Here is a 20,817-nt window from a genome sequence, read left to right as displayed (position 1 = left end):
TGCAATTATAATTAAAAAATATTTATTTGTCAAGGAAAAAATAAAAAAAAGGAAAAAATTTTTCTTTTAGAAGATATTATCTACATTTATATCATAAAACAGATTCGGGTGTTCTGTTTTTATTTTTCTAACAACATCATTAATATTTTTATCAGGATATTCCTTCATCTCTTCCAATACTACAGCTTTTACATCGTCATAATCAATCGGAAACTCGCTTAAAATGGCTTTTTCAAGTTTTAAATCAAAATTTTCTTTTAACAGTTTTTTCATCCCCTCTATTAATGATATATATTCTTCAAAATTCAGGGCCACTTTTATTTTATCGTCTATTTCTATAATCCAAAGAGAACTTTTTTTATCCCCTTCTTTTAATTCATAATCCATACATTTTATTATTGCCGGATTGGGAGAAATTTTTTTTATTTTTTCAACCATACCATTAAACCTTTTTGTGCATGAAGTCTGTTTTCCGCTTCAGCAAATATTGCCTCTTCATATTTTTCAAACACTTCTTCGCTCACTTCATATCCCCTGTATGCCGGAAGACAATGTAAAAATATTGCGTCTTTTTTAGCCATAGTCATTAATTTATTATTTACCTCATATCCTTTAAAATCTTTTATTCTTTTTTCTTTTTCGTTTTCTTGCCCCATACTGACCCATGTATCGGTAGTAACAACATCTGCATTTTTTACGGCAAGTTTAGGGTCATTATAAAAATTAATCAAAGCACCGCTGACTTTGGCAAATTCAAGCGCTTTATTTTTAATAAAATTATCCACTTCATAGCCTTTTGGTGTCGCTATATTCAAATTAAATCCTAAAATACCCGCTAAAATTGCCCAGGAATGTGCCATATTGTTGCCGTCCCCCACATAAGAAACCAACGTTTTTTCAGGACTGCGAAAATCAAATTTTTTAAATTCAATCACAGTCATTAAATCAGCCAGCAGCTGCACAGGGTGACATAAGTCCGTAAGCCCGTTTATTACCGGCACACGTGAGTATTTTGCAAATTCGCTAAGCCTTTCCTGTCCGAATGTTCTAATCATCACCAAATCGACCATTCTCGAAATAACCCTTGCAGTATCTTTTATAGGCTCTCCCCGTCCAAGCTGAATATCGCGGCTGCTTAAAAAAAGGCCGTTTCCACCGAGCTGGTTTATTCCCGCTTCAAAAGAAACCCTCGTTCTTGTTGAACTTTTTTCAAAAATCATAGCAAGCTGGGTATTTTTTAAATAAGGTTTAAAAATTTTGGCTTTTGTCTCTTTTTTTATCTGAAACGCCAGTTTTATTATTTCTTCTATTTCCTCTTTTTTATAATCTATAAACCACAAAAAATGTCTCATTTCTATCCTTTATCTGAATTAAGATATAATTTTATCAAAAAAAGGAGTTTTTTTGAAAATTTCGCAAACAGCCAATCTCCCGACAAGATACGGAAAATTTAAAATACGCTCATTCATAGAAAACGATAAAGAACATCTGGTTATTTTCACAGAGAATTTACCCGAAACACCTATTGTAAGGATTCACAGCGAATGTTTAACAGGCGATGCGCTGGGAAGCCTTAAATGCGACTGCGGAGAACAGCTTGAAGAGGCTCTCAAAACAATAAATGAAAAAGGGGGAATGGTAATATACCTAAGACAGGAGGGAAGAGGAATAGGGTTATTTAACAAAGTAAACGCCTATGCCTTGCAGGATGCGGGACTTGATACCGTGGAAGCCAATCATCAGTTGGGATTTGAGGCGGATATGAGAGATTTTGGTATAGTGGAAAAAATCTTAAAAGATTTCGGTATTAATAAAATAAGGCTTTTAACAAACAATCCAAAAAAAGAATTCGCTTTTAAAGAAATAGAGGTGGTTGAAAGAATTCCTATAATTGTAAAACCAAACCCTTACAACGAATTTTATTTAAAAACAAAAAAAGAAAAACTCGGACACAAATTGTGAAATAAAAAATGAATAAAAAATACGAAATATTTGCAAATGAGCTGTTAAAATGGAATAAAACACATAAATTTACCAATTACACCACAAAAGAAGAAATTTTTGCCCAAATCGAAGATTCTCTTTTTCCACTCGAATATATCAAAAAGGCAAAAACCGCTGCTGATGTGGGCACGGGAGCCGGATTTCCGGGACTTGTCTTAGCAATTGCCTTACCTAATACAAAATGGTATTTAATTGAACCTTTAAAAAAAAGATACAGTTTTTTAAATTATATAAAAATACTCTTAGGTTTAAACAATGTGGAAGTGATTCCAAAAAGAGTGGAAAAATCGGATATCGGCAAAGCGGATTTAATCACAAGCCGGGCGGTTATGAAAACAGACGATTTTTTAAATTTGGTAAATCCTTTTTTAGATAAAAATGGTACAATACTTTTATATAAAGGTTCCAATGCTTTGGAAGAACTGGGGGGAATAAATGCTAAAATTATTAATAAAAAAAACAGAAATTATGTTTTTATAAAGGCAAAGCAATGGGTAAAATAATTGTATTTTTAATTATTATAGGAGTTGTTTATTATATGTTTAGACCAAATAAAAAAATTAAAAAAGATAATGATGAAAATGAATTCGTTCAGTGCGAAAATTGCAAAACATTTGTATTAAAAAAAGACGCAAAATTTAAAAACGGAAAATATTACTGCAGGGAATGCGATGCTGATTCTTGAAAAACCCTTTAGCAATGAAAATTTTATAAAAGTAAGCTCAATTGAAGAAATAAAAAACACTCCTTCAAACACAACAATAATTTTTGAATATAACGATAAATTAATTGACACATTTGTTTTTTGCAAAAAAAACGATATTGCCTACGGTGTTATAATCAATTCGGTAAAAGAGCTGATTTTTATTGCCAATTTAAACGCAAAATACGCATTTACAGACAGTTTGCAAAAAGCTGAAATTTTTCAGAAAACCGCTGAAAATTATTTATTGGATACAAAAATAATTTTTTTGGCAGATTCTCTTGAAAAAATAGAAGTTTTGGTAAAATACCGAATAGACGGAATCAAAGTAAAGGATGAAAAATGAAAAAGCCAAGAATTACCCCTATAGAAAAAGAGTATATCTTAAAAGAAGAGGATTTTATTGTAAGTAAAACAGATTTAAAAAGCAGAATTTTATACGGTAATGAAATATTTATAAAACTGTCCGAATATGGCGAAAACGAATTATTGGGCTCACCCCATAATATACTGAGACATCCGGATATGCCGAGATGTGCATTTAAAATTTTGTATGAGCATATTCAAAACGGAAAAGAATGGTTCGGATATGTCAAAAACTTAAGAAAAGACGGAGGATATTACTGGGTAATGGCAAATATTTCCCCGACATTTGACGCTAACGGAAGCCATATAGGATATTATTCCGTAAGAAGAAAGCCAAGAGATGGATTTAAAAATATAATTGAGCCGCTGTATCAAAATTTACTTTCCATTGAAGCAAGCGAGGGGATGGAAGCCGGAGTTGATGCCGTAAATGAACTTTTGAGCTCAAAAAATATGAATTTCAATGAATTAATGATAAAAATTCAAAAAGGAATTATCAATGAACTCTAAAACTTTAAATTATTTAATTGCACTGATTTTTTTAATAATGGACAGACTTTAAATCAAGAAAAAAAAGATAATTTAAAAGAAAAAATTAAAGAGGTTTTAAAAAAAGCACAAAACGGAAATTTTCAGCCGAGAATCACCAATATTAATAAAAATTCAGAATTTCACGATGCAGCATGGGCACTGAATAATCTGCTTGATCAGCTTGAGGCTTTTGAAAAAGATCTTTCATATTCCATAGAAGCGGCGGAAAACGGAATCGATTACAGGGATATTCCGATTGAAGGATATAAGGGAAAATTCAAATTTACCGTTGAAAAGGTAAACAAAGCGATTAAATCCATCTCAACGGCAATAAAAGAAACCAAAAGAAACGAACTTGCAATAGAACTTAACAATTTAGGGGGAGGAATAAATAAACAGTTAAACGAAATTAAACTCTCTCTTGATGAAAAACTGAAAGAATTTATGCAAAAAATAGATTCCCTTTCAACCGAAATTTATGAAGGAGCGGATAAATCCTCTCAAAAAACAATTAACCTTTCAAATGTATTAAATGAACTTATTAACTTTATTTCCCATACAAACGAAGCCATTAATATGCTTTATAACAGAACGGAAGAGATTGGAAAAATTGTTGAATTAATCACCGATATTGCCGACCAGACAAACTTGCTGGCGCTCAATGCGGCAATAGAGGCTGCAAGGGCCGGTGAACACGGAAGAGGTTTTGCGGTGGTTGCCGACGAAGTAAGAAAACTTGCTGAGAGAACACAAAAGGCGACAAGCGAAATATCAATAACAATCAAAACCCTTCAGCAGGAAACCAGTGAGATTCAGTCAAATTCTGAAAAAATAACATCTATGGCAATAGAGTCAAAAGACGATGTGGATGAAGTTTCCGCAATGATTGAAGGATTCAGGGACAAATCGCTTGAAAACAAAAAATATGTGGATTTGGCAAGTTTGAGATTATTGATGGATTTAGCCAAATTATCACATTTGATATATAAGTTAAATACCCATGATTCAATTATAGAAGAGAAAGAGATTCCTTTAACAAAAGATAATGAATGTGAATTTGGAAGATGGCTGCTAATGCAGGATACTGTAAACAAAATAGGCTGTTATCCTGAATATAAACAGATTAAAGACACACTGCATAAAAAAATCCACGCTTTAACAAACAGAGCTTTGGAATGCATTCCTGAACACTCATGCATAAACCAAAAAGACAAAATTATAGAAATTTTCAAAGAAATAGAGCATGTCTCCGAATCACTCGAAAAAACGATGGATATACTGTTTGAGAAATATTCCGAAAAACCATGCAATACTTAAAAAAATTCGATTTTTTTCTTCTTTTTTTAATACTGCCTTTTATAATAATAAGCCTCGTTTTAATAAACGAAATTTCGCATAAACTTTTTTACAAAGAGCTTATTTATATAGGCATAGGTGTTTTTGTATTCATAACGGTATATCTGATACCGATAAGAAAACTTTTATGGCTTATCCCGATAATATACTGGCTGAATGTAGTGTTGCTTATTGCCGTTGATATTTTCGGCGTAAAAATTCTCGGAGCCAAAAGATGGCTGAGAATACCACTGGTAAATGCGACAATTCAACCCGCAGAATTTATGAAAACAACACTTTTGCTTATGCTGGGATACTTAATTTACAAATACCCGCCCAGGCCTCTTTATTCATTTAAAGAATTTTTAAGGCTGTCCGTTTACATAATAATACCTTTTATTTTAATTGTAAAAGAGCCTGATTTGGGAACCGCTCTTATTACTTTAATAATAGGTTTCGGTGTTCTTTTTATAATAGGGGTAGATAAAAAAGTGTGGCTCGGCATTGGAATTTTCAGCATTTTATTTGCACCTGTTTATTATAAGTTTTTTATGAAGGATTATCAAAAAGAAAGAATCGAACATTTTCTAAATAAACCCGGTTACCATGTAAAACAGTCGATTATTGCCATCGGAAGCGGAGGGCTTAAAGGCAAAAGCAAAAAAAACGCCTCGCAGGCAAATTTAAAATTCCTACCCATTGTAAGCAGCGATTTTATTTTTGCCTATCTTGTTGAAAGATTCGGATTTTTGGGCGCACTGTTTGTAATCGGCTTATATTTTTTACTTGTGGCTTATTTTATTGACAAAGCGGAAAAATTAAAAGACGATTATTTTGCAAAAGTGATGTACGGAGGGGTTGGAATAATGATTTTTACCTATGCTTTTATCAATATGGCAATGACTATGGACCTGGCTCCCGTGGTAGGGGTCCCTCTTCCGCTTATAAGTCACGGGGGAACAAGTTTTATTAATTTTATGATACTTTTTGCAATACTTGAAAATCTGGTCTCAAGAAAAGAATTTATTCACACATACGGGGTAAAGTAGTGAATGGAAAACGGATAATGAATAATCTAAAATAAATTATCAATTATTCATTGATTTTATAGTACCAGGACACTATATTGACACTAATTCTATTTATATTATTCATTTTCCATTATTAATCATTTATTATTCAATATACAGTGCCAGATACTATATTAAATAATAATTTTACATTTTTCACTTTTCATTTTACATTATAATGATGGTGCCCAGGGACGGAATCGAACCGCCGACACAGGGATTTTCAGTCCCTTGCTCTACCGACTGAGCTACCTGGGCAGGTGGTGGGCTCGGCAGGACTCGAACCTGCGACCAACCGGTTATGAGCCGGTTGCTCTAACCAACTGAGCTACGAGCCCAAACGGATTGAAATTATATCGATTTTTTTTTTTAAATGCAAGGGTAAAAATAGTATAATTTTAAAAAAAGGAAGTTTATGAAATTTTATTCTTATGAAGAGATGAAAATTGATTTGCAAAATTCTCAAATCCCAAAACCGGATGCAATAGTGGCAATAATCAGGGGCGGAATGACTTTGGCTCATCATTTGGCTGAAATTTTCAATCTTAAAGAAGTTTTTACAATAAATGCAAGTTCTTACGATAAAACAACAAAACTTTCAAAACCAAAAGTCTGGAATATCCCAAATTTGGAAAATTACAAAAATATTTTAGTGGTGGATGATATAAGCGACAGCGGTGATACTTTTTTGGAAGTTATGAAAAAATTGAAAGAAAAATACCCTCAAAAAAATTTTAAATCAATTGCTATTTTTTATAAACCTGCATCAAAATTCAAACCTGACTTTTATTTTCATGAAACAAAAGAATGGATAGAATTTTTCTGGGAAAAATATTAAGGCTTATATTTTCTGACAAATTCAGCAGTTTTTTTTATATTTTCATCTAAATCGTAATATTTTTCATATTTTTCAAAATTTTTCCAAACCAGCTTATATCCGTCTCTTTTTCTTTTTTTAAGCTCCATCGCCACGGCCGCGTTTATTAAGCCTTTTAAAGCCCATTTTAAATCATTGTCCATTTTTCTAATTTTATGCCACTCAGCTTCTAATATTTCATGTGCTTCGAAATATTTTTCTTTAATTATCAGTTCTTTAAAAATTTCAAGTTTTTCCATATAATTCCTTTAAAAAGGTTTTTTAATGCTAAACATCATAACCGCTCTTTACATAGAGGCAAAAGAGATTATAAAACATTTCAATTTAAAGCCTGATTCCTCTTTGTTTCGAAACGGTTACATCAATCTTGCCGTCACAGGAAGCGGCAAAATAAATTCCGCTGTTTCCACAGCACTTGTTTTACAAAAAAATCGTTATCCCAGCATTAATTTCGGTATTGCGGGAAGCAATTGTTATGAAATAAACCGCGGTTTTTTTATTTATAAAATCAAAGATTTATGTTCTCAAAAAGAATATTATCCGGATTTCTTTTCAGAACCCTCCTCTGAAATAATATGTGTGGATAAAACAGGGGATTATTATAATCTTGTGGATATGGAAAGCAGCGGTTTTTTCGAAGCGGCTTACAAATTTTTAAACGTTGAGGAAATAATGCTTTACAAAATCGTAAGCGACACGCCGTTAAAAAAACCTGATGAAAAAGAAATACCGTCTTTAATAAAAAGCCATCTGACTACAATAGAAAAAATTTTGGACACGCTTCCTAAAAAAGAAGATTTTTTTAAAGATATTTATACAGCGCTCAGCGAAGCGGAAAAGAAAATGAAACTTACAAAATCACAAAAAGAAAAATTAAAACAGATTTTAACCTTTTATAAAATCAAAGAAAAAAATTTTCCAGATTTCCCGGTATTAAAAAACAAAAAAGAGGTTCAGGAATTTATTACCAGTTTAATTTTTTAACCTCTTTTTTAGAAACATTTTTCTCAGATATACCTACTTTTGAGGTTCTGTTTGATTCATTGAATTCATTTCCCACAACATTGGAACTCACACCTCCCCATGCACTTGAATCATTTAAAAAATCAATTTTCATACAAGGATGTGTTAAACAGTCAAGATTTGAAGAACTTGGGTCTTTATACGGTTTAGCCAACGGATGATACCATAACCAGCTGTCAATTGATAAATGTATTTTAGCTCCGTAAGGAATCGAATGAGTGGTTGAAAATGTAATATTCTGCTCTCCGTTTTATTTAAATAACTTGTATAAAAATAAACCTTTGTTTTTATCCCAATATTCATATTTAAAGGTAGTATTAATTTCTTTTCCCACACCTGCTATACTATTTACTTTTATTCTTCCGTATCTGAATTGAATATTTTTAATTTATTGTAATATTTATTAATTTTATAATATTTGTTTTGTTAAGTTATTTTTTTTTTTTATGATAAATTCAATATATAAACCCAATTATCCTGATTACTTGGAATTGTTAAATATTCCCCGTCAGTTACAAATTTATAAGGAATAAACATTAATAAATCTGTTTTATTTATATCATTCATTTGGCGTATTTCTTCATCAGTAGGAACATAAAATTTAGAATTTATTTTTAAATCATTTAAAGAAACTTATAATCCTTAACTCCTTTAACATTATCAACTGTACCAGAATTAATAGAATTATTATTTTCATCAACCGCTTTTATTGTTATATTAAAATCTTCACCCGCTCTTTTATACATAATGTTCTCCATCTCTTTAAATAATGTAAAAGTATATAATAAAATTAATTTCTTCATTTTTTGCAAATTCATTTTGTTCTTTAAAAATAAATTTTGCATCATCAAAATAAAAATAAAAAATATCGATAAATAAATTTATGATATGCTATTATTATAACATAAATAATTAATATATATTTAAGGAAACGGATGATTGTTTATCTTGAAAAAAAAGCACAAAATTATGAAATAACAGAATATATAATCAAAAAATTCAATCCGAAAGTTATAACAATCACACATTATAAAGATATTTTCAACAGAAGCCGTCAAAATTTTAACTGGCAAAAATCCCAAAACAGACTGATTCTGGCAGTAAAAGAGAATGTTTCCTTTTATAAAGGAAGCAAATTCTGCAATTCAAAAGGTTATGAAAATTTTTATTACTCCACCCAGATTCTCGGATGCGTTTATAACTGCGAATACTGCTATATAGGGGGGATGTATCCGAGCGGTTATCCTGTAATTTTTGTAAACGAGGAAGATTTTATAAAAGAAGCCGAAAAACTGAAAAACGCATTTATCCCCATAAGTTATGAAAGCGATTTGGCGGCGTTTGAAGGAATATACCCGTTTCATAAAAAATGGGTTGAGCTTGCAAGAAAAAGAGACGATTTACTGATAGAAAGCCGCACAAAATCGGCAAATGTTTCAAAACTTCCTGATAATCCTCCAAAAAATTTTATTTTGACATTTTCACTTTCTCCAAATGAAATAACAAAATTTGAAAAAAAAGCCCCGAATCTTGAAAAAAGGATAAAAGCCCTGAATTTGACCCTTAACAAAGGGTATAATGTGGAAATTGCAATAGACCCTGTTATAAAAACAGAAAACTTCAGAGAAATTTACAAAAATTTTATAAAATATCTGAGCGAAAATATAAACTTAAATAAAATAAACAATATAGAAACAGGCGCTTTCAGGATGAATAAAGATTTTTTAAAACGTCTTAAAAAGATTCATTTAAGCGAGGTAACATGGTATCCGTATGAAATAAAAAACAATGAAGCGAGATACAAAGACGAAAAAGAACTGGTTGAATATGTAAAAAACTTGACTTTATCATTTAATTAAATCTTTTATTTTTCAATTATATCAAGCCATTCTTTTGCTTTGTTTCTTAGACCGTCCGGGTCGTCGCTTGCAAGCAGTTTTATTGAAGAGGATTTTTTAGGGGTAAGATTATATTCGTTTTTCAATAGTTCCACTATTGCCTGACCTGAGTGTATAAGTTTTGCATTGGGAAAATATTTTTGAAGCGAATTTGATAAAAAAGGATAGTGAGTACATCCTAAAATTACGATATCAATTTTTTCTTTTTCGATATTTTTAAAATAAAGCTCAAACACTTCATTTATAATTTTACCTTCCGTTATACCCTCTTCCACAAACGGCACAAACAGAGGCGTGGCAATTGAAATTATATTTTTAAATCCTTTTTGTTTAAGAAGTTTTTCATATTTTCCGGAATTAACGGTTCTTTTTGTGCCTATAAGCAGAATGTTTGAATTTCTGTTTTTATTCTCAAGAGCCTTCACACCGGCTTCTATCACACCGACCACCGGAAAAGAAGCCTCTTTTTTAAGCTCTTCCACAGCTGTTGCGCTTGCGGTATTGCATGCCACTATCAAAAAATCTATATTAAAATTTTTTAAAAATTCCATAGCTTCAAGGGAATAGCGTATTATTGTAGATTCGTTTTTGTTCCCGTAGGGAACCCTTGCAGTATCTCCGTAATATATTATCTCATCAAAAAGTTTTGCCTTTAAAATGGAAGAGGCGACGCTGAGCCCCCCTATTCCGCTGTCAAAAATTCCGCATTTCATTCATTAATTACACTTAAAAATTCCTGATTATTTTTGGTTTTAAGCATTTTTGAATACATTAATTTAAGCGCTTCAATTTCATCCATTTCGCTTATTATGTTTCTTATCGCCCAGACTTTTGCAAGCTCTTCCGGAGTCAATAAAAGTTCTTCTTTTCTTGTTCCTGATTTAAGCAGGTCAATTGCAGGATAAATTCTTCTATCGGCAATTCTGCGGCTGAGCACAGCTTCCATATTACCGGTTCCTTTAAATTCTTCAAAAATAACCTCATCCATTTTTGAACCTGTATCAATAAGGGCAGTTGCTATAATAGTCAGACTTCCGCCTTCTTCTATGTTTCTTGCCGCCCCGAAAAATCTTTTCGGTTTGTGAAGGGCATTTGCATCAACACCCCCGCTTAAAACCTTACCGCTTGCAGGAGTTACCGTATTATACGCTCTTGCAAGCCTTGTGATTGAATCAAGTAAAATTACAACATCTTTTCCCATTTCCACCATTCTTTTGGCTTTTTCTATAACAAGCTCGGCAACCCTTACGTGATTTTGGGCAGGTTTGTCAAAAGTTGAGCTGAAAACCTCCCCTTTTACGCTTCTTTGCATATCGGTAACTTCTTCGGGTCTTTCGTCCACCAAAAGCACCATAAGTATCACTTCGGGGTGATTTTTGGTAATCCCGTGGGCAATTTCTTTTAAAAACACTGTTTTACCGCTTCTGGGCGGTGCCACTATAAGTCCTCTTTGCCCTTTTCCTATTGGTGCAAACAAATCAAGCACTCTTCCTGTAAGTTTTGTGGGCTCGTATTCAAGTTTTAGTTTTTCGTTTGGATAAAGAGGGGTTAAATTGTCAAAAAGAGGCCTTTTTTTTGCATCTTCCGGAGGCATATAATTAATCGCCTCTATTTTTAAAAGGGCGTAATATTTTTCCTGGTCTTTCGGAGGTCTTACCTGACCTGTTACAATATCCCCGGTTCTGAGAGCAAATCTTCTTATCTGTGTCTGGGAGACATACACGTCATTTACGGAATTTTCAAAATTACCTCCAATACTTCTTAAAAAGCCGTATCCGTCGGGCATTACTTCCAAAATTCCGGTAAAAAGCAAATATCCGCCTTTTGCAACCTGTGTTTTAAGTATTTCGAACATTAAATCCTGTCTTTTGAATTCCTGAGGGTTTTCCACTCCCAAACCGTTTGCAATTTTTATAAGTTCTTCTGTCGGCATACTTCTAAGCTCTTCAATCGTATAACCTTCAACAGGTATATGGGTTCTTTGTTTATTACCGTTATGACTGGTAACATTGTTCTGATTGCTCATTAATATCCTTGCATGGTAGTAGTAATGTAGTTTTTCAGGATTTTAATTAAAATTATATTTTTTGTCAAGTTTTGATATAATTGAAAATGGAAAAATTAATAAATTTCACAGCAGACAAAGTTGAAAGGCTTGATAAATTTTTAAGCGAAAAATTAGATGTTTCAAGAAGCCAGGTAGAGGGTTTAATAAAAAAAGAATTGGTTAAAATAAATAAAAAAACAGCAAAAAAAGGCGGAATTAAATTAAAACAAAACGACAAAATAGAAATTACACTCCCACCTTTAAAGGAAAAAGAAACAAAAAAAGCCGATTTTGACATACCGGTTCTTTATGAAGATGATGATTTGATTGTTATAAACAAGCCTCCGGGAATTGTGGTCCATCCGGCACCGAGCGTAAAAGAGGCAACTCTTGTAGACTGGCTTAAACAAAATAATTATTCGCTTTCAACCATAGCCGGGGAAGAGAGATTCGGAATAGTCCACAGAATCGACAAAGAAACAAGCGGAGCTTTGGTGATAGCAAAAAACAATAAAACACACGAATTTTTAAGTACCCAGTTAAAAGACAAATCAATGGGAAGATATTATCTGATGCTTCTAAACACACCTTTAAAAGAAGCAAAATGCATTGACGCCCCGATTGGAAGAAATCCGAAAAACAGAATAAAAATGGCTGTAATAAACAACGGTAAAAACGCCAAAACGCTTTTTGTGCCTGTTTTTGAGAATTTAACCGCCGCAAAACTTTTTACAGGAAGAACCCATCAGATAAGGGTTCACCTGAGTCGTATTGGACGATATATACTCGGAGACATGACATACGGGGCAAAAAATCAGGACTTAAGGGTTATGCTTCACGCATATGAATTATACCTGACTCATCCAAACGGCAAAAAACTTAGTATAATTGCACCAATATTTGATGATTTTAAACAAAACCTACCAAAAGGATTTAATTATGAAAAAATGGGCTCTGTTGCTGATATCTTTAATGATTATAACCGGATGTGCGGTAAATAAACCGGCTCCAAAATCAAATCCTAATTTACCGAAAGTTACGAATTTCAAAGCTTATCCCGACAGAAACGCAATGGCTTTAAAATGGAACGCGGTAAAAGGAATAAAGGGGTATTTTTTACAGAAATTTAATTTTAAAACTAAAAAATGGGGTAAAATTATTACTATCAACAATCCGTATCAGACATTATATGTAGACACCGACCTTACTCCAAACACTCTTTATAGATACAGAATCGCCACATTCAATAAAAACAAAATTCCTTCCCTTGCTGTGGAAACCCAGCAAAAAACCCTTCCGAGCGTGGCTCCTGTAATTCCTCTTGAAATCAGACCTTTAACAAAAGGGGAAGTGAAAATAATATTCAGACCACACCCTAATGAAAGAGTGAATTCTTATATAATACAGCGATTTAACGATACAAACGGAAAATGGGAAAATATTGCGACACTCAAACCGAGATATAATGTGGAATATATAGACAAAGGCCTTAAAGACGGTAAAATTTACAAATACAGAATTATTGCGGTTACTTTTGATGATTTAAAATCTTCTCCTTCAAAAGAGCTCATAATTTCAACATATCCCAAACCTCCGATAGTCATGAATATAAAAGCAACAGTCGATTTACCTAAAAAAATTCAGCTTTCATGGTCACCGGTAAAAGGTGCAGCATATTATAAAATATATAAGAAAAAATTTTTAATTTTTGTGCCGATTGCAAAAACAAAAAACACATTTTTTATAGACAAAATAGATAAAGACGGTGACACGGAATATTATAAAGTAACGGCACTAACCCTTCATCAGACCGAATCACTGCTTGACAAAACCCCGGAAGTTATGGGCCAAACCCTGGATATACCGGCAAAACCGCTTGTTTCGACAAATATTACAAACAGCGGGGTGGAATTTATTTTTAGCTCACCCGACAACAGGGCGGAGAAATATCTGGTAGTTAAAGAACTCGGAAATTTACTTAACAAAAAAGAAAAAAAATATCTTGTAAACGGCAACAGATTTACAGACACCCAAATAGATAAAAACAAGACAATAACATACCAGATTTATGCAATAGACAAATACGGGCTTATTTCAAAACCTGCCAAAGTGGAGGTTTCTTTTTAATGCCTCATATCGTAGTTGATAATTTAAAAGAGATAAAATACCCGCAAAAAACCGGTGATACGGAATTTTTGTTTCAGGCTGAAAATTTAATAGCGGTAAAAACAAAAAATGCCCAGTTTTTGATAAAAATTTCAAAAAAAGAAAACGGCTTTTTAATAAAATACGATAAAATTACAAGACCTCTTATCAAAGAAATAAAAAAAGCGTATTTAGCATTTGTAAAATTACATAATTCAAATATAATTTTTGAAAATATAACAGGAATAAAAGAAAAACTTCCAGATATTAATCTTTTAAAAATTACAGATAATTTAAGCGGTATTGATATTGTGGAAGTGGGGTTCGGAAGCGGCAGACACCTGCTTTATTTAGCAAAAGAAAACCCGGATAAAACAATACTCGGAATAGAAATTCACAAACCCTCAATCGAGCAGGTTTTAAAAAGACTGACGTTGGAAAATATACAAAATGTGAAAATTTTAAACCACGACGCAAGAATAATCCTAAGTAAAATCCCTTCAAACACCCTTGAATCAATATATGTCCATTTTCCTGTTCCATGGGACAAAAAACCCCTTAGACGCGTAATAAACAAAAATTTTATAAACGAATCTGTAAGAACCCTAAAACCGCATGGATTTTTACATCTGAGAACAGACAGCGAAAATTATTTTAACTATTCTTTAAACGAATTTTTAAATTTTGAAAAAACCGAACTGAAAGTTAAAAAAAACATACCTTATTTCGTATCAAGCAAATATGAAGAAAGGTGGATTAAACAGGGAAAAAATATTTATGATATTTATATGTATTCTTTGGAAAATTCCCCGAAGCTCAACGAAAATTTTGATTTCAGTTTCGAAAAAAAACTCAGAAATATCGATTTTACCCCAAAAATATACAATAATACAGTTATTCATATAGAAAAAGAATTTAAAATAGATAAAAATTCATCCCTGCTGAGGGCAACCATAGGAAATTTCAATAAACCCGAACATTTATATATCCTGAATAAAGCAAAACCTGAGTATTTTAAACTTCCCGCCCCCATAAAAGACAATTATATCGCACATTTAAAATTAAAAAGGCTGTTTCATGGGTAAACTTGTTCTTGCAAAAAATCTTACTCTCGGATATAAAAACGAAATTGTTATAAAAAACGCCGAATTTTCAATAAGAAGTGGGGAGTTTGTATTTTTAACGGGGGTCAGCGGAAGCGGAAAAAGTACTTTAATTAAATCAATGTACGGGGAAATTAAGCCTGAATCCGGTTTTTTAAACATAGGGGGGTTTGAGCTTCATAAAATAAGAAAATCAAAACTCTCCCAGCTCAGAAGATATCTGGGTGTTGTTTTTCAGGATTTCAGATTAATACCGGAATGGAACATCCTAAAAAATGTCTCCCTGCCCCTTTTGATAGCCGGTTTTTCAAAAGAAGACGCAGAAGAGAAAGCCATGCATCTGCTCTCGAAAGTAAAACTCTCCCACAAAGCCGACAGATATCCGCTTGAACTCAGCGGAGGTGAACAACAGCGTGCGGCAATTGCAAGGGCGATAATACACGAGCCTGTTATGATTCTGGCGGATGAGCCTATCTCTGGACTTGATGAATATTCGGCAAATTTAGTAATGGAACTTTTCATAATGGCAAACAAACTGGGAATTACCGTTATAATAGCATCCCATTCGCTTCCCCAGACATTCAATATAGAATATAAACATATCCATCTGGAAAAAGGAAACGTTTATGAACTCTCTTAAAAGCCATATAAGCCTGATTTTAGCTTTAATTTCAATACTGCTGAGTATATTTTTTTATGTGACATTTTCCGAAATTTTAAAAAAATACCAAAAAAGCATAGTAAATAATTATTCCATTGCAATAGTAACCGACAGTCCCGTCGAGTCCTTAAAAATAAAAGAAATTGAGAAAATAGAGCCTATAAATATAAACTCCTATATTCAAAAACTTAAAAAAAATTTTACAAACATAGATTTTGACAGCATTAAATTCCCGTATTTTTATTCTCTGAAACTAAAAACGCTTCCAAGCCCTAAAAGGCTTGAGGAAATTGAAAATTATTTATCCCGTCAGCCGTTTATAAAAAGAGTGCTGACATACCGTTCCACTCAGACAAAAATATACAATCTTCTTTTTTTGTTAAAAATTGTTTCAAATGTTTTTTTGATAATAGTCGGTATTTTGGGATTTTTGCTTATTATCAAGCAGCTTGAAGTATGGAAATTCGAGCACAGTGAGAGAATGTATATAATGGAGCTTTTCGGTGCTCCATTTTGGTTTAAAGGTGCGGCGCTTTTTAAAATAGCTTTTGTAGATTCGTTTATTTCATTTTTAATAAGTGCCGGAATAATTTATTATTTCACAAATTCGGCACTTTTTAATGAAATAATAAAAGATTTGTCCATAAATTACAATATTGGTTTTACAGATATTTTATTAAAGCTGTTTGCAGTGTCTTTATTAATTTCAGTTTTATCATCCATCATAGTAATTATCGGAAGGAAAAAATGAGATTTTTATTAATTTTTCTTTTTATATTTTTACAGGCAACAAATCTGAGCCAGACCAAAAAAGCCCTTAACCATACAAAATACACAATAAAAAAAATGAATCTCAAACTGGATTCACTCGCAAAGGCTATTATAAACACACAAAAAAAACTAAATAATATAAATAAAAAAATATCTTCTTTAAACATACAGATAGGAACTTTGCAAAATTCCCTTAAAAATTCCTCCAAAACTTTAAATGAACTTAATGACCTGAAAAAAGGGCTGTTGGAAAAACAGAAAAATATAAATAACGAAATAACCTCTTTTATAAGCCAGAATTATTATATAGATTCAAAAAAAATAAATACGCTAAACGATTTGATTTACACTTCGCTTACGTTAAAAATTCTGAAAAAATATTCAAAAAAAATTAATAACTTAATAAAAGAAAACAGAGACATCCAAAAAAACATCAATATGATTAATCAACAAATCAGTGACATTTCGGCAAAGAAAAAAGAGCTAGAGCAGAAAAAGCAAAAACTGCTTGTTTTAAAAAAAACACAGTTAAAAATTCTTTTCTCTTTGAAAAAACAAAAAAAATTGTATTGGACAAAACTCCAGAATATGTTTAAAAAACAAAAATTTTTACAAAAAAAACTGGCCGAACTCAAAATTATAAAAAAAACGAGAATTATACCTGAAAAAATACCGCTAAACACCAATATTGAAATTTCAAAACCTTTAAACGTTAAAAAAGTTGGAAGTGCCTATTTCAGACCAAAACTTACAAGATATAGAGGCCCTAAAACAATCCCCCCTGTAAAAGGCAGAATAATTAAGAAATTCGGTTCATACATAGACCCTATTTACAAAATAAAAATTTACAACGATTCAATAACCATAAAAACACAGCCAAATTCCCTTGTAAGGACTATTTTCCCGGGTAAAGTGATATATGTAGGGAAAGACGGCGACAAAAAAATAATTTTTATTAAACACAAAGGAAATTTATTCAGTATTTACGCAAATTTAACAAAAATATCCCCGCTTATAAAAAAAGGGAGTTATGTGAAAAAAGGCGAAGTCATAGCAAGGGTCAAAAATTCACTTGAATTTGAAGTCACATACAAAGACAGGGCTATTAATCCGCTGCAAGTTATAAATTTAAGATAAAAAAATGTAAAATTATGATAAAATACACTTTTAAAAAGGCCCCCGATGAAAAGAATAATAAAAAGAATATTGATTAAATTTTCCGGTGAAGCATTGGCTGGAGTTGACGGCTTTGGTATAAACACAAAAATACTAAAATATCTTGCAGATGAAATAAAAAGCGTAATAAACGAAGGTTTTGAGGTTGCCATTGTTATAGGCGGAGGTAATTTTATACGAGGGGTAAGTGCGGCAAAAGACGGTATTATAAGAAGAACATCCGGCGATTATATGGGTATGCTTGCCACTGTAATTAATGCTGTTGCAATGCAAGAAGCCCTTGAAAACAACGGACTTGAAGTCAGGGTTCAAAGTGCCATTAAAATGGAGGAAATTGCAGAAAATTTCATAGTAAGACGCGCTATCAGACACCTTGAAAAAGGAAGAGTGGTAATTTTTGCCGCAGGTACTGGAAACCCTTTTTTCACCACAGACACGGCCGGAGTTTTAAGGGCAAGTGAAATAGGGGCAAGTGCAATTATAAAAGCCACAAAAGTTGACGGCATTTACGATAAAGACCCCAATAAATTTTCCGATGCTATACTTTTAAAAGAGATAAATTACGAAGATGCCCTAAAAGAAAACATCAGGGTAATGGACGATACGGCAATCGCCCTTGCAAGGGAAAACTCCCTTCCTGTTATCGTATGCGATATGTTTAAAAAAGGAAATCTCTTAAAGATTTTAAAACATGATAATGACGCAAAATATTCTATAGTAAAACAGTAAAAGGAGAAAAAAATGAGAATAGAAAAAATAAACGCCGAGGCGCTTGAGAAAGTAAATTATGACAGATTTTTATTATCGCAGGCAATTGCAAAAAGGGTTAAAGAACTGATAAACGGTGCAAAACCGCTTGTAGATTTGCCTAAAAAAAATATGCAATACACAGAAATAGCCATACTTGAAATAGCCAAAGGTGCTTTAAAGGTTAAAGAAATTTGAAAGAAGATTTTTTAAACCTTGTTGAAAATGCAAAAAATATAAAAGATGTAAACAGAGCAAAAAAACTTTTATTATCAAAAAATGACACACCGCTAATAAGAAAAGCCTTGGATTTTGCTTTGAGTGCACATTCAGGGCAGAAAAGAAAAAGCGGTGAGGATTATGTTGTACACCCTATACTGGTGGCTACTTTGGTTGCTTACTTTATAAATGAAGAAGTGCCTATTATCGCTGCGATTTTACATGACGTTGTAGAAGATACAGATTATACCATTTATTATATAAAAGATGAATTCGGTAACGAAATTGCTAAACTTGTGGAAGGATTAACCAAAATAGTTGAAATCAGGGGAAACTCCCTTGCCCCTTCCACTTCAAACGAAAAACTTGCAAAATCGGCCCTGACATTTAGAAAAATGATTTTAACTTCTGTTAACGATATCAGGGTTCTGATTATCAAACTCTGCGACAGGCTTCATAATATGCTCACCCTCTCGGCCCTGCCACACCATAAACAAAAAAGAATAGCAGAAGAAACACTCGTGGTTTACGCTCCGATTGCCCACAGACTCGGAATTGCCACTATTAAAAACCTCATAGAGGATTTGTCTTTTAAATATTTACTACCCGAAGAATATAATAAAATAGACGAATATATAAAAAAACACAAAGAAGAGTTTCACGAAAAACTTAACTCTTTTACATTTAAAATTAGAGAATTAATGTATAAAAAAGGGTTTTTAAAAACGGATTTCGAAATTAAAAGCAGAATAAAGCATTATTATTCAATATTTTTAAAAATGCAGAGAAAAGGCATTTCCATTGAAGAAGTTCTTGATTTACTGGCTGTGAGGGTTATTGTAAAAGAGCCTATTGAATGCTATGAGACACTCGGAATTATCCATCTTAATTTCAGACCTTTAATTTCAAGATTCAAAGATTATATAGCAATTCCAAAAGAAAACGGATACCAAACCCTTCATACCACCGTATATGACGGCACATCAATAATAGAAGTTCAAATCAGAACCCAAAAAATGGACAAAAAAGCGGAATTTGGAATTGCGGCACACTGGAAGTATAAACTGAACACCGATTTGCCGAATGTAAAATGGCTTGAAAATTTGAAATTCAACGAAAACATAGAAGATTTTTACGAACTCGCAAAAAACGATTTATTCAGTGAAGACATTGTTGTTTATTCCCCGAAATTTGACACATTTACCCTTCCAAGGGGGGCCACGGCACTTGATTTTGCGTATGCCGTACACACGGATATAGGCAACAGGGCTCTTGAAGCCTATATAAATAAAAAAAGGGTTTCTCTGTTAACAGAGCTTAAAACCGGCGACATTGTAAATATTAAAACAGCCGATAACCCGATTCCAAGATGCAGCTGGATAAATTCGCTTAAAACAAGCAAGGCAAAATACGAACAAAAAAGACTTTGCAATGCCAAAGAAAAAGAGATAGACAGAAAGCTTGCCATTGCCATGCTAAAAGGCATATTTGATTTAGATACTATTAAAATAAGGACTTTGATAAAAACAAACGGCTTATGCGAAAATATAGGAAAAATTGTAGATGACGAAAGTTTTTTAAAAGACGTAAGTAAAAAAATATATAAAACAATAAGAAAAAGAAATATGCTTTATTTCAAAAATATTACATTAAAAGAATATATTTTAGGCAATATACGTATTCTTTCAAATAAACATATAAACGAAATTTCTTTTAATTACTGCTGCCATCCGAAATACGGTGATAAAATTTTAGGCCTGCTTAACAGAAAAGAAGTTGAAATTCATCACAGATTTTGTAATAATGCCGAAAAAAAATTGGATAAAGCCGTTTTTACGGAATGGATACAAAAAGAACAAAACAGATATATTTTGGTTGTAAATTTACAAAATAAAAAAGGGGAACTTGCAAAATTTATAAATTTTTTAACAAGTTTCGGGATATTTATTCATTCCATCCATCTTGGAAATGAATCAAATAACTGTAAAGTCGAAATAGTGTTTGACGAAAAAAATTTTGATACAATAAAAGAAAAATTAAGCAAATATTACAATATAATAGAATTTGTTTCAAAAAAGGATGCCTATAATAAATAATTAAAATGGTGAAAGTCTGCCCGGCCGATTGCAAAGCGGCGGGGT

General features: G+C 32.3%; 27 protein-coding genes, 2 tRNA genes and 1 pseudogene. 20 read left to right on the top strand and 10 right to left on the bottom strand.

Translation table 11 applies throughout. The features are described 5' to 3' along the window. Positions 1 to 66: 66 nt before the first annotated feature. A complete protein-coding gene (locus DZ65_RS0106685; protein ID WP_024787873.1) occupies positions 67 to 438 on the bottom strand; it encodes a DUF2603 domain-containing protein in 372 nt (123 codons plus the stop codon). Further along, complete coding sequence (gene argF / locus DZ65_RS0106680; RefSeq protein WP_024791426.1) at positions 423 to 1,352, bottom strand: ornithine carbamoyltransferase; 930 nt, start codon at positions 1,350 to 1,352, stop codon at positions 423 to 425. The genes DZ65_RS0106685 and argF overlap by 16 nt, the downstream gene beginning before the upstream one ends. Positions 1,353 to 1,404: 52 nt before the next feature. Here argF and ribA point away from each other — a divergent pair, with 52 nt between their 5' ends. The 8 genes and pseudogenes from ribA to DZ65_RS0106645 all read left to right on the top strand — a co-directional run bounded on the left by ribA (position 1,405) and on the right by DZ65_RS0106645 (position 5,988). Next, complete coding sequence (gene ribA, locus DZ65_RS0106675) at positions 1,405 to 1,962, top strand: GTP cyclohydrolase II (protein ID WP_024790000.1); 558 nt, start codon at positions 1,405 to 1,407, stop codon at positions 1,960 to 1,962. Positions 1,963 to 1,970: 8 nt separating this feature from the next. Continuing rightward, a complete protein-coding gene (gene rsmG, locus DZ65_RS0106670; protein WP_024791425.1) occupies positions 1,971 to 2,507 on the top strand; it encodes a 16S rRNA (guanine(527)-N(7))-methyltransferase RsmG in 537 nt (178 codons plus the stop codon). Then, complete coding sequence (locus tag DZ65_RS0106665; protein WP_024791424.1) at positions 2,495 to 2,689, top strand: PP0621 family protein; 195 nt, start codon at positions 2,495 to 2,497, stop codon at positions 2,687 to 2,689. Before rsmG ends, DZ65_RS0106665 begins: the two co-directional genes overlap by 13 nt. Further along, positions 2,676 to 3,053 (top strand): hypothetical protein, encoded by a 378-nt coding sequence (locus DZ65_RS0106660; protein WP_024791423.1) that lies wholly within the window; start codon positions 2,676 to 2,678, stop codon positions 3,051 to 3,053. The genes DZ65_RS0106665 and DZ65_RS0106660 overlap by 14 nt, the downstream gene beginning before the upstream one ends. Further along, positions 3,050 to 3,583, top strand: a complete 534-nt coding sequence (locus DZ65_RS0106655; RefSeq protein WP_024791422.1) for a PAS domain-containing protein — start codon at positions 3,050 to 3,052, stop codon at positions 3,581 to 3,583. The genes DZ65_RS0106660 and DZ65_RS0106655 overlap by 4 nt, the downstream gene beginning before the upstream one ends. Before the next feature lie 465 nt (positions 3,584 to 4,048). Next, positions 4,049 to 4,420: pseudogene (locus DZ65_RS11530) on the top strand (methyl-accepting chemotaxis protein); the annotation flags it as partial. 24 nt (positions 4,421 to 4,444) lie between these two features. After that, positions 4,445 to 4,921, top strand: a complete 477-nt coding sequence (locus tag DZ65_RS11525) for a CZB domain-containing protein (RefSeq protein WP_369792333.1) — start codon at positions 4,445 to 4,447, stop codon at positions 4,919 to 4,921. Continuing rightward, positions 4,909 to 5,988: an FtsW/RodA/SpoVE family cell cycle protein gene (locus DZ65_RS0106645; RefSeq protein ID WP_035908208.1), complete on the top strand. Its 1,080-nt coding sequence runs from the start codon at positions 4,909 to 4,911 to the stop codon at positions 5,986 to 5,988. The genes DZ65_RS11525 and DZ65_RS0106645 overlap by 13 nt, the downstream gene beginning before the upstream one ends. Positions 5,989 to 6,191: 203 nt before the next feature. Here the strand turns inward: DZ65_RS0106645 and DZ65_RS0106640 are convergent. Next, positions 6,192 to 6,267, bottom strand: a tRNA-Phe gene (locus DZ65_RS0106640). Between the two features lie 3 nt (positions 6,268 to 6,270). Continuing rightward, positions 6,271 to 6,347: transfer RNA gene (locus DZ65_RS0106635), tRNA-Ile, on the bottom strand. A 77-nt stretch (positions 6,348 to 6,424) separates the two neighbouring features. Between DZ65_RS0106635 and DZ65_RS0106630 the strand changes: the two genes are divergently transcribed. Beyond that, positions 6,425 to 6,847, top strand: a complete 423-nt coding sequence (locus DZ65_RS0106630; RefSeq protein ID WP_024791419.1) for a phosphoribosyltransferase — start codon at positions 6,425 to 6,427, stop codon at positions 6,845 to 6,847. On the opposite strand, the gene DZ65_RS0106625 is transcribed toward DZ65_RS0106630, so the two are convergent. Next, positions 6,844 to 7,125 (bottom strand): DUF309 domain-containing protein, encoded by a 282-nt coding sequence (locus tag DZ65_RS0106625; RefSeq protein ID WP_024787863.1) that lies wholly within the window; start codon positions 7,123 to 7,125, stop codon positions 6,844 to 6,846. The two genes, DZ65_RS0106630 and DZ65_RS0106625, sit on opposite strands and share 4 nt — an antisense overlap. 25 nt (positions 7,126 to 7,150) lie before the next feature. Here DZ65_RS0106625 and DZ65_RS0106620 point away from each other — a divergent pair, with 25 nt between their 5' ends. Continuing rightward, positions 7,151 to 7,870, top strand: coding sequence for a hypothetical protein (locus DZ65_RS0106620; protein ID WP_024791418.1), 720 nt, complete (start codon positions 7,151 to 7,153; stop codon positions 7,868 to 7,870). Here the strand turns inward: DZ65_RS0106620 and DZ65_RS0106615 are convergent. The 3 genes from DZ65_RS0106615 to DZ65_RS0106610 form a co-directional block, all read right to left on the bottom strand. Continuing rightward, a complete protein-coding gene (locus tag DZ65_RS0106615) occupies positions 7,851 to 8,063 on the bottom strand; it encodes a hypothetical protein (RefSeq protein ID WP_024791417.1) in 213 nt (70 codons plus the stop codon). The genes DZ65_RS0106620 and DZ65_RS0106615 overlap by 20 nt on opposite strands. 290 nt (positions 8,064 to 8,353) lie before the next feature. Beyond that, entirely contained in the window at positions 8,354 to 8,476 is a 123-nt protein-coding gene (locus DZ65_RS11315) for a hypothetical protein (RefSeq protein ID WP_255327428.1), read from the bottom strand. Between the two features lie 56 nt (positions 8,477 to 8,532). After that, complete coding sequence (locus DZ65_RS0106610; RefSeq protein WP_024791416.1) at positions 8,533 to 8,727, bottom strand: hypothetical protein; 195 nt, start codon at positions 8,725 to 8,727, stop codon at positions 8,533 to 8,535. 117 nt (positions 8,728 to 8,844) lie between these two features. Between DZ65_RS0106610 and DZ65_RS0106605 the strand changes: the two genes are divergently transcribed. Beyond that, positions 8,845 to 9,768: a radical SAM protein gene (locus DZ65_RS0106605; RefSeq protein WP_024791415.1), complete on the top strand. Its 924-nt coding sequence runs from the start codon at positions 8,845 to 8,847 to the stop codon at positions 9,766 to 9,768. 5 nt (positions 9,769 to 9,773) lie between these two features. On the opposite strand, the gene murI is transcribed toward DZ65_RS0106605, so the two are convergent. Beyond that, a complete protein-coding gene (gene murI / locus DZ65_RS0106600; protein ID WP_024791414.1) occupies positions 9,774 to 10,520 on the bottom strand; it encodes a glutamate racemase in 747 nt (248 codons plus the stop codon). After that, positions 10,517 to 11,833 (bottom strand): transcription termination factor Rho, encoded by a 1,317-nt coding sequence (gene rho / locus DZ65_RS0106595; protein ID WP_024791413.1) that lies wholly within the window; start codon positions 11,831 to 11,833, stop codon positions 10,517 to 10,519. Before rho ends, murI begins: the two co-directional genes overlap by 4 nt. Positions 11,834 to 11,919: 86 nt before the next feature. On the opposite strand from rho, the gene DZ65_RS0106590 reads away from it, so the two are divergent. Genes DZ65_RS0106590 through DZ65_RS0106550 form a run of 9 tightly spaced genes read left to right on the top strand, consistent with a single transcriptional unit; the run spans position 11,920 to position 20,772 of the window. Then, positions 11,920 to 12,855 carry an RluA family pseudouridine synthase gene (locus DZ65_RS0106590; protein ID WP_024791412.1) on the top strand — a complete coding sequence of 312 codons (936 nt, stop codon included), beginning with the start codon at positions 11,920 to 11,922 and terminating at the stop codon, positions 12,853 to 12,855. Then, complete coding sequence (locus DZ65_RS0106585) at positions 12,794 to 13,981, top strand: fibronectin type III domain-containing protein (RefSeq protein ID WP_024791411.1); 1,188 nt, start codon at positions 12,794 to 12,796, stop codon at positions 13,979 to 13,981. Before DZ65_RS0106590 ends, DZ65_RS0106585 begins: the two co-directional genes overlap by 62 nt. Then, complete coding sequence (gene trmB / locus DZ65_RS0106580) at positions 13,981 to 15,084, top strand: tRNA (guanosine(46)-N7)-methyltransferase TrmB (RefSeq protein WP_024791410.1); 1,104 nt, start codon at positions 13,981 to 13,983, stop codon at positions 15,082 to 15,084. Before DZ65_RS0106585 ends, trmB begins: the two co-directional genes overlap by 1 nt. Next, a complete protein-coding gene (locus tag DZ65_RS0106575) occupies positions 15,077 to 15,742 on the top strand; it encodes a cell division ATP-binding protein FtsE (protein ID WP_024791409.1) in 666 nt (221 codons plus the stop codon). The genes trmB and DZ65_RS0106575 overlap by 8 nt, the downstream gene beginning before the upstream one ends. Beyond that, positions 15,729 to 16,514, top strand: a complete 786-nt coding sequence (locus DZ65_RS0106570) for an FtsX-like permease family protein (protein ID WP_024791408.1) — start codon at positions 15,729 to 15,731, stop codon at positions 16,512 to 16,514. The genes DZ65_RS0106575 and DZ65_RS0106570 overlap by 14 nt, the downstream gene beginning before the upstream one ends. Continuing rightward, positions 16,511 to 17,671, top strand: a complete 1,161-nt coding sequence (locus DZ65_RS0106565) for a murein hydrolase activator EnvC (RefSeq protein WP_024791407.1) — start codon at positions 16,511 to 16,513, stop codon at positions 17,669 to 17,671. Before DZ65_RS0106570 ends, DZ65_RS0106565 begins: the two co-directional genes overlap by 4 nt. Positions 17,672 to 17,716: 45 nt before the next feature. Continuing rightward, positions 17,717 to 18,439, top strand: a complete 723-nt coding sequence (gene pyrH, locus DZ65_RS0106560) for a UMP kinase (RefSeq protein WP_024791406.1) — start codon at positions 17,717 to 17,719, stop codon at positions 18,437 to 18,439. A 12-nt stretch (positions 18,440 to 18,451) separates the two neighbouring features. Further along, on the top strand, positions 18,452 to 18,655 hold the full coding sequence (locus tag DZ65_RS0106555) for a DNA-directed RNA polymerase subunit omega (RefSeq protein ID WP_024791405.1): 204 nt from the start codon (positions 18,452 to 18,454) through the stop codon (positions 18,653 to 18,655). After that, positions 18,652 to 20,772, top strand: a complete 2,121-nt coding sequence (locus DZ65_RS0106550; protein WP_024791404.1) for a bifunctional (p)ppGpp synthetase/guanosine-3',5'-bis(diphosphate) 3'-pyrophosphohydrolase — start codon at positions 18,652 to 18,654, stop codon at positions 20,770 to 20,772. The genes DZ65_RS0106555 and DZ65_RS0106550 overlap by 4 nt, the downstream gene beginning before the upstream one ends. Positions 20,773 to 20,817: the final 45 nt, after the last annotated feature.

The organism is Lebetimonas sp. JS032, assembly GCF_000523315.1.
Lineage (GTDB): Bacteria > Campylobacterota > Campylobacteria > Campylobacterales > Nautiliaceae > Lebetimonas.
Note: the sequence above shows the minus strand (reverse complement) of the source record. Positions and strands in the feature narration are given on the sequence as shown.

Bases quoted from the DNA above. Each gene is read 5' to 3' on its own strand.
- DZ65_RS0106685 (WP_024787873.1), bottom strand. From the start codon at position 438: ATGGTTGAAAAAATAAAAAAAATTTCTCCCAATCCGGCAATAATAAAA.
- argF (WP_024791426.1), bottom strand. From the start codon at position 1,352: ATGAGACATTTTTTGTGGTTTATAGATTATAAAAAAGAGGAAATAGAA.
- rsmG (WP_024791425.1), top strand. From the start codon at position 1,971: ATGAATAAAAAATACGAAATATTTGCAAATGAGCTGTTAAAATGGAAT.
- DZ65_RS0106665 (WP_024791424.1), top strand. From the start codon at position 2,495: ATGGGTAAAATAATTGTATTTTTAATTATTATAGGAGTTGTTTATTAT.
- DZ65_RS0106660 (WP_024791423.1), top strand. From the start codon at position 2,676: ATGCTGATTCTTGAAAAACCCTTTAGCAATGAAAATTTTATAAAAGTA.
- DZ65_RS0106655 (WP_024791422.1), top strand. From the start codon at position 3,050: ATGAAAAAGCCAAGAATTACCCCTATAGAAAAAGAGTATATCTTAAAA.
- DZ65_RS11525 (WP_369792333.1), top strand. From the start codon at position 4,445: ATGGCAATAGAGTCAAAAGACGATGTGGATGAAGTTTCCGCAATGATT.
- DZ65_RS0106645 (WP_035908208.1), top strand. From the start codon at position 4,909: ATGCAATACTTAAAAAAATTCGATTTTTTTCTTCTTTTTTTAATACTG.
- DZ65_RS0106630 (WP_024791419.1), top strand. From the start codon at position 6,425: ATGAAATTTTATTCTTATGAAGAGATGAAAATTGATTTGCAAAATTCT.
- DZ65_RS0106625 (WP_024787863.1), bottom strand. From the start codon at position 7,125: ATGGAAAAACTTGAAATTTTTAAAGAACTGATAATTAAAGAAAAATAT.
- DZ65_RS0106620 (WP_024791418.1), top strand. From the start codon at position 7,151: ATGCTAAACATCATAACCGCTCTTTACATAGAGGCAAAAGAGATTATA.
- DZ65_RS11315 (WP_255327428.1), bottom strand. From the start codon at position 8,476: ATGAATGATATAAATAAAACAGATTTATTAATGTTTATTCCTTATAAA.
- DZ65_RS0106610 (WP_024791416.1), bottom strand. From the start codon at position 8,727: ATGAATTTGCAAAAAATGAAGAAATTAATTTTATTATATACTTTTACA.
- DZ65_RS0106605 (WP_024791415.1), top strand. From the start codon at position 8,845: ATGATTGTTTATCTTGAAAAAAAAGCACAAAATTATGAAATAACAGAA.
- murI (WP_024791414.1), bottom strand. From the start codon at position 10,520: ATGAAATGCGGAATTTTTGACAGCGGAATAGGGGGGCTCAGCGTCGCC.
- rho (WP_024791413.1), bottom strand. From the start codon at position 11,833: ATGAGCAATCAGAACAATGTTACCAGTCATAACGGTAATAAACAAAGA.
- DZ65_RS0106590 (WP_024791412.1), top strand. From the start codon at position 11,920: ATGGAAAAATTAATAAATTTCACAGCAGACAAAGTTGAAAGGCTTGAT.
- DZ65_RS0106585 (WP_024791411.1), top strand. From the start codon at position 12,794: ATGAAAAAATGGGCTCTGTTGCTGATATCTTTAATGATTATAACCGGA.
- trmB (WP_024791410.1), top strand. From the start codon at position 13,981: ATGCCTCATATCGTAGTTGATAATTTAAAAGAGATAAAATACCCGCAA.
- DZ65_RS0106575 (WP_024791409.1), top strand. From the start codon at position 15,077: ATGGGTAAACTTGTTCTTGCAAAAAATCTTACTCTCGGATATAAAAAC.
- DZ65_RS0106570 (WP_024791408.1), top strand. From the start codon at position 15,729: ATGAACTCTCTTAAAAGCCATATAAGCCTGATTTTAGCTTTAATTTCA.
- DZ65_RS0106565 (WP_024791407.1), top strand. From the start codon at position 16,511: ATGAGATTTTTATTAATTTTTCTTTTTATATTTTTACAGGCAACAAAT.
- pyrH (WP_024791406.1), top strand. From the start codon at position 17,717: ATGAAAAGAATAATAAAAAGAATATTGATTAAATTTTCCGGTGAAGCA.
- DZ65_RS0106555 (WP_024791405.1), top strand. From the start codon at position 18,452: ATGAGAATAGAAAAAATAAACGCCGAGGCGCTTGAGAAAGTAAATTAT.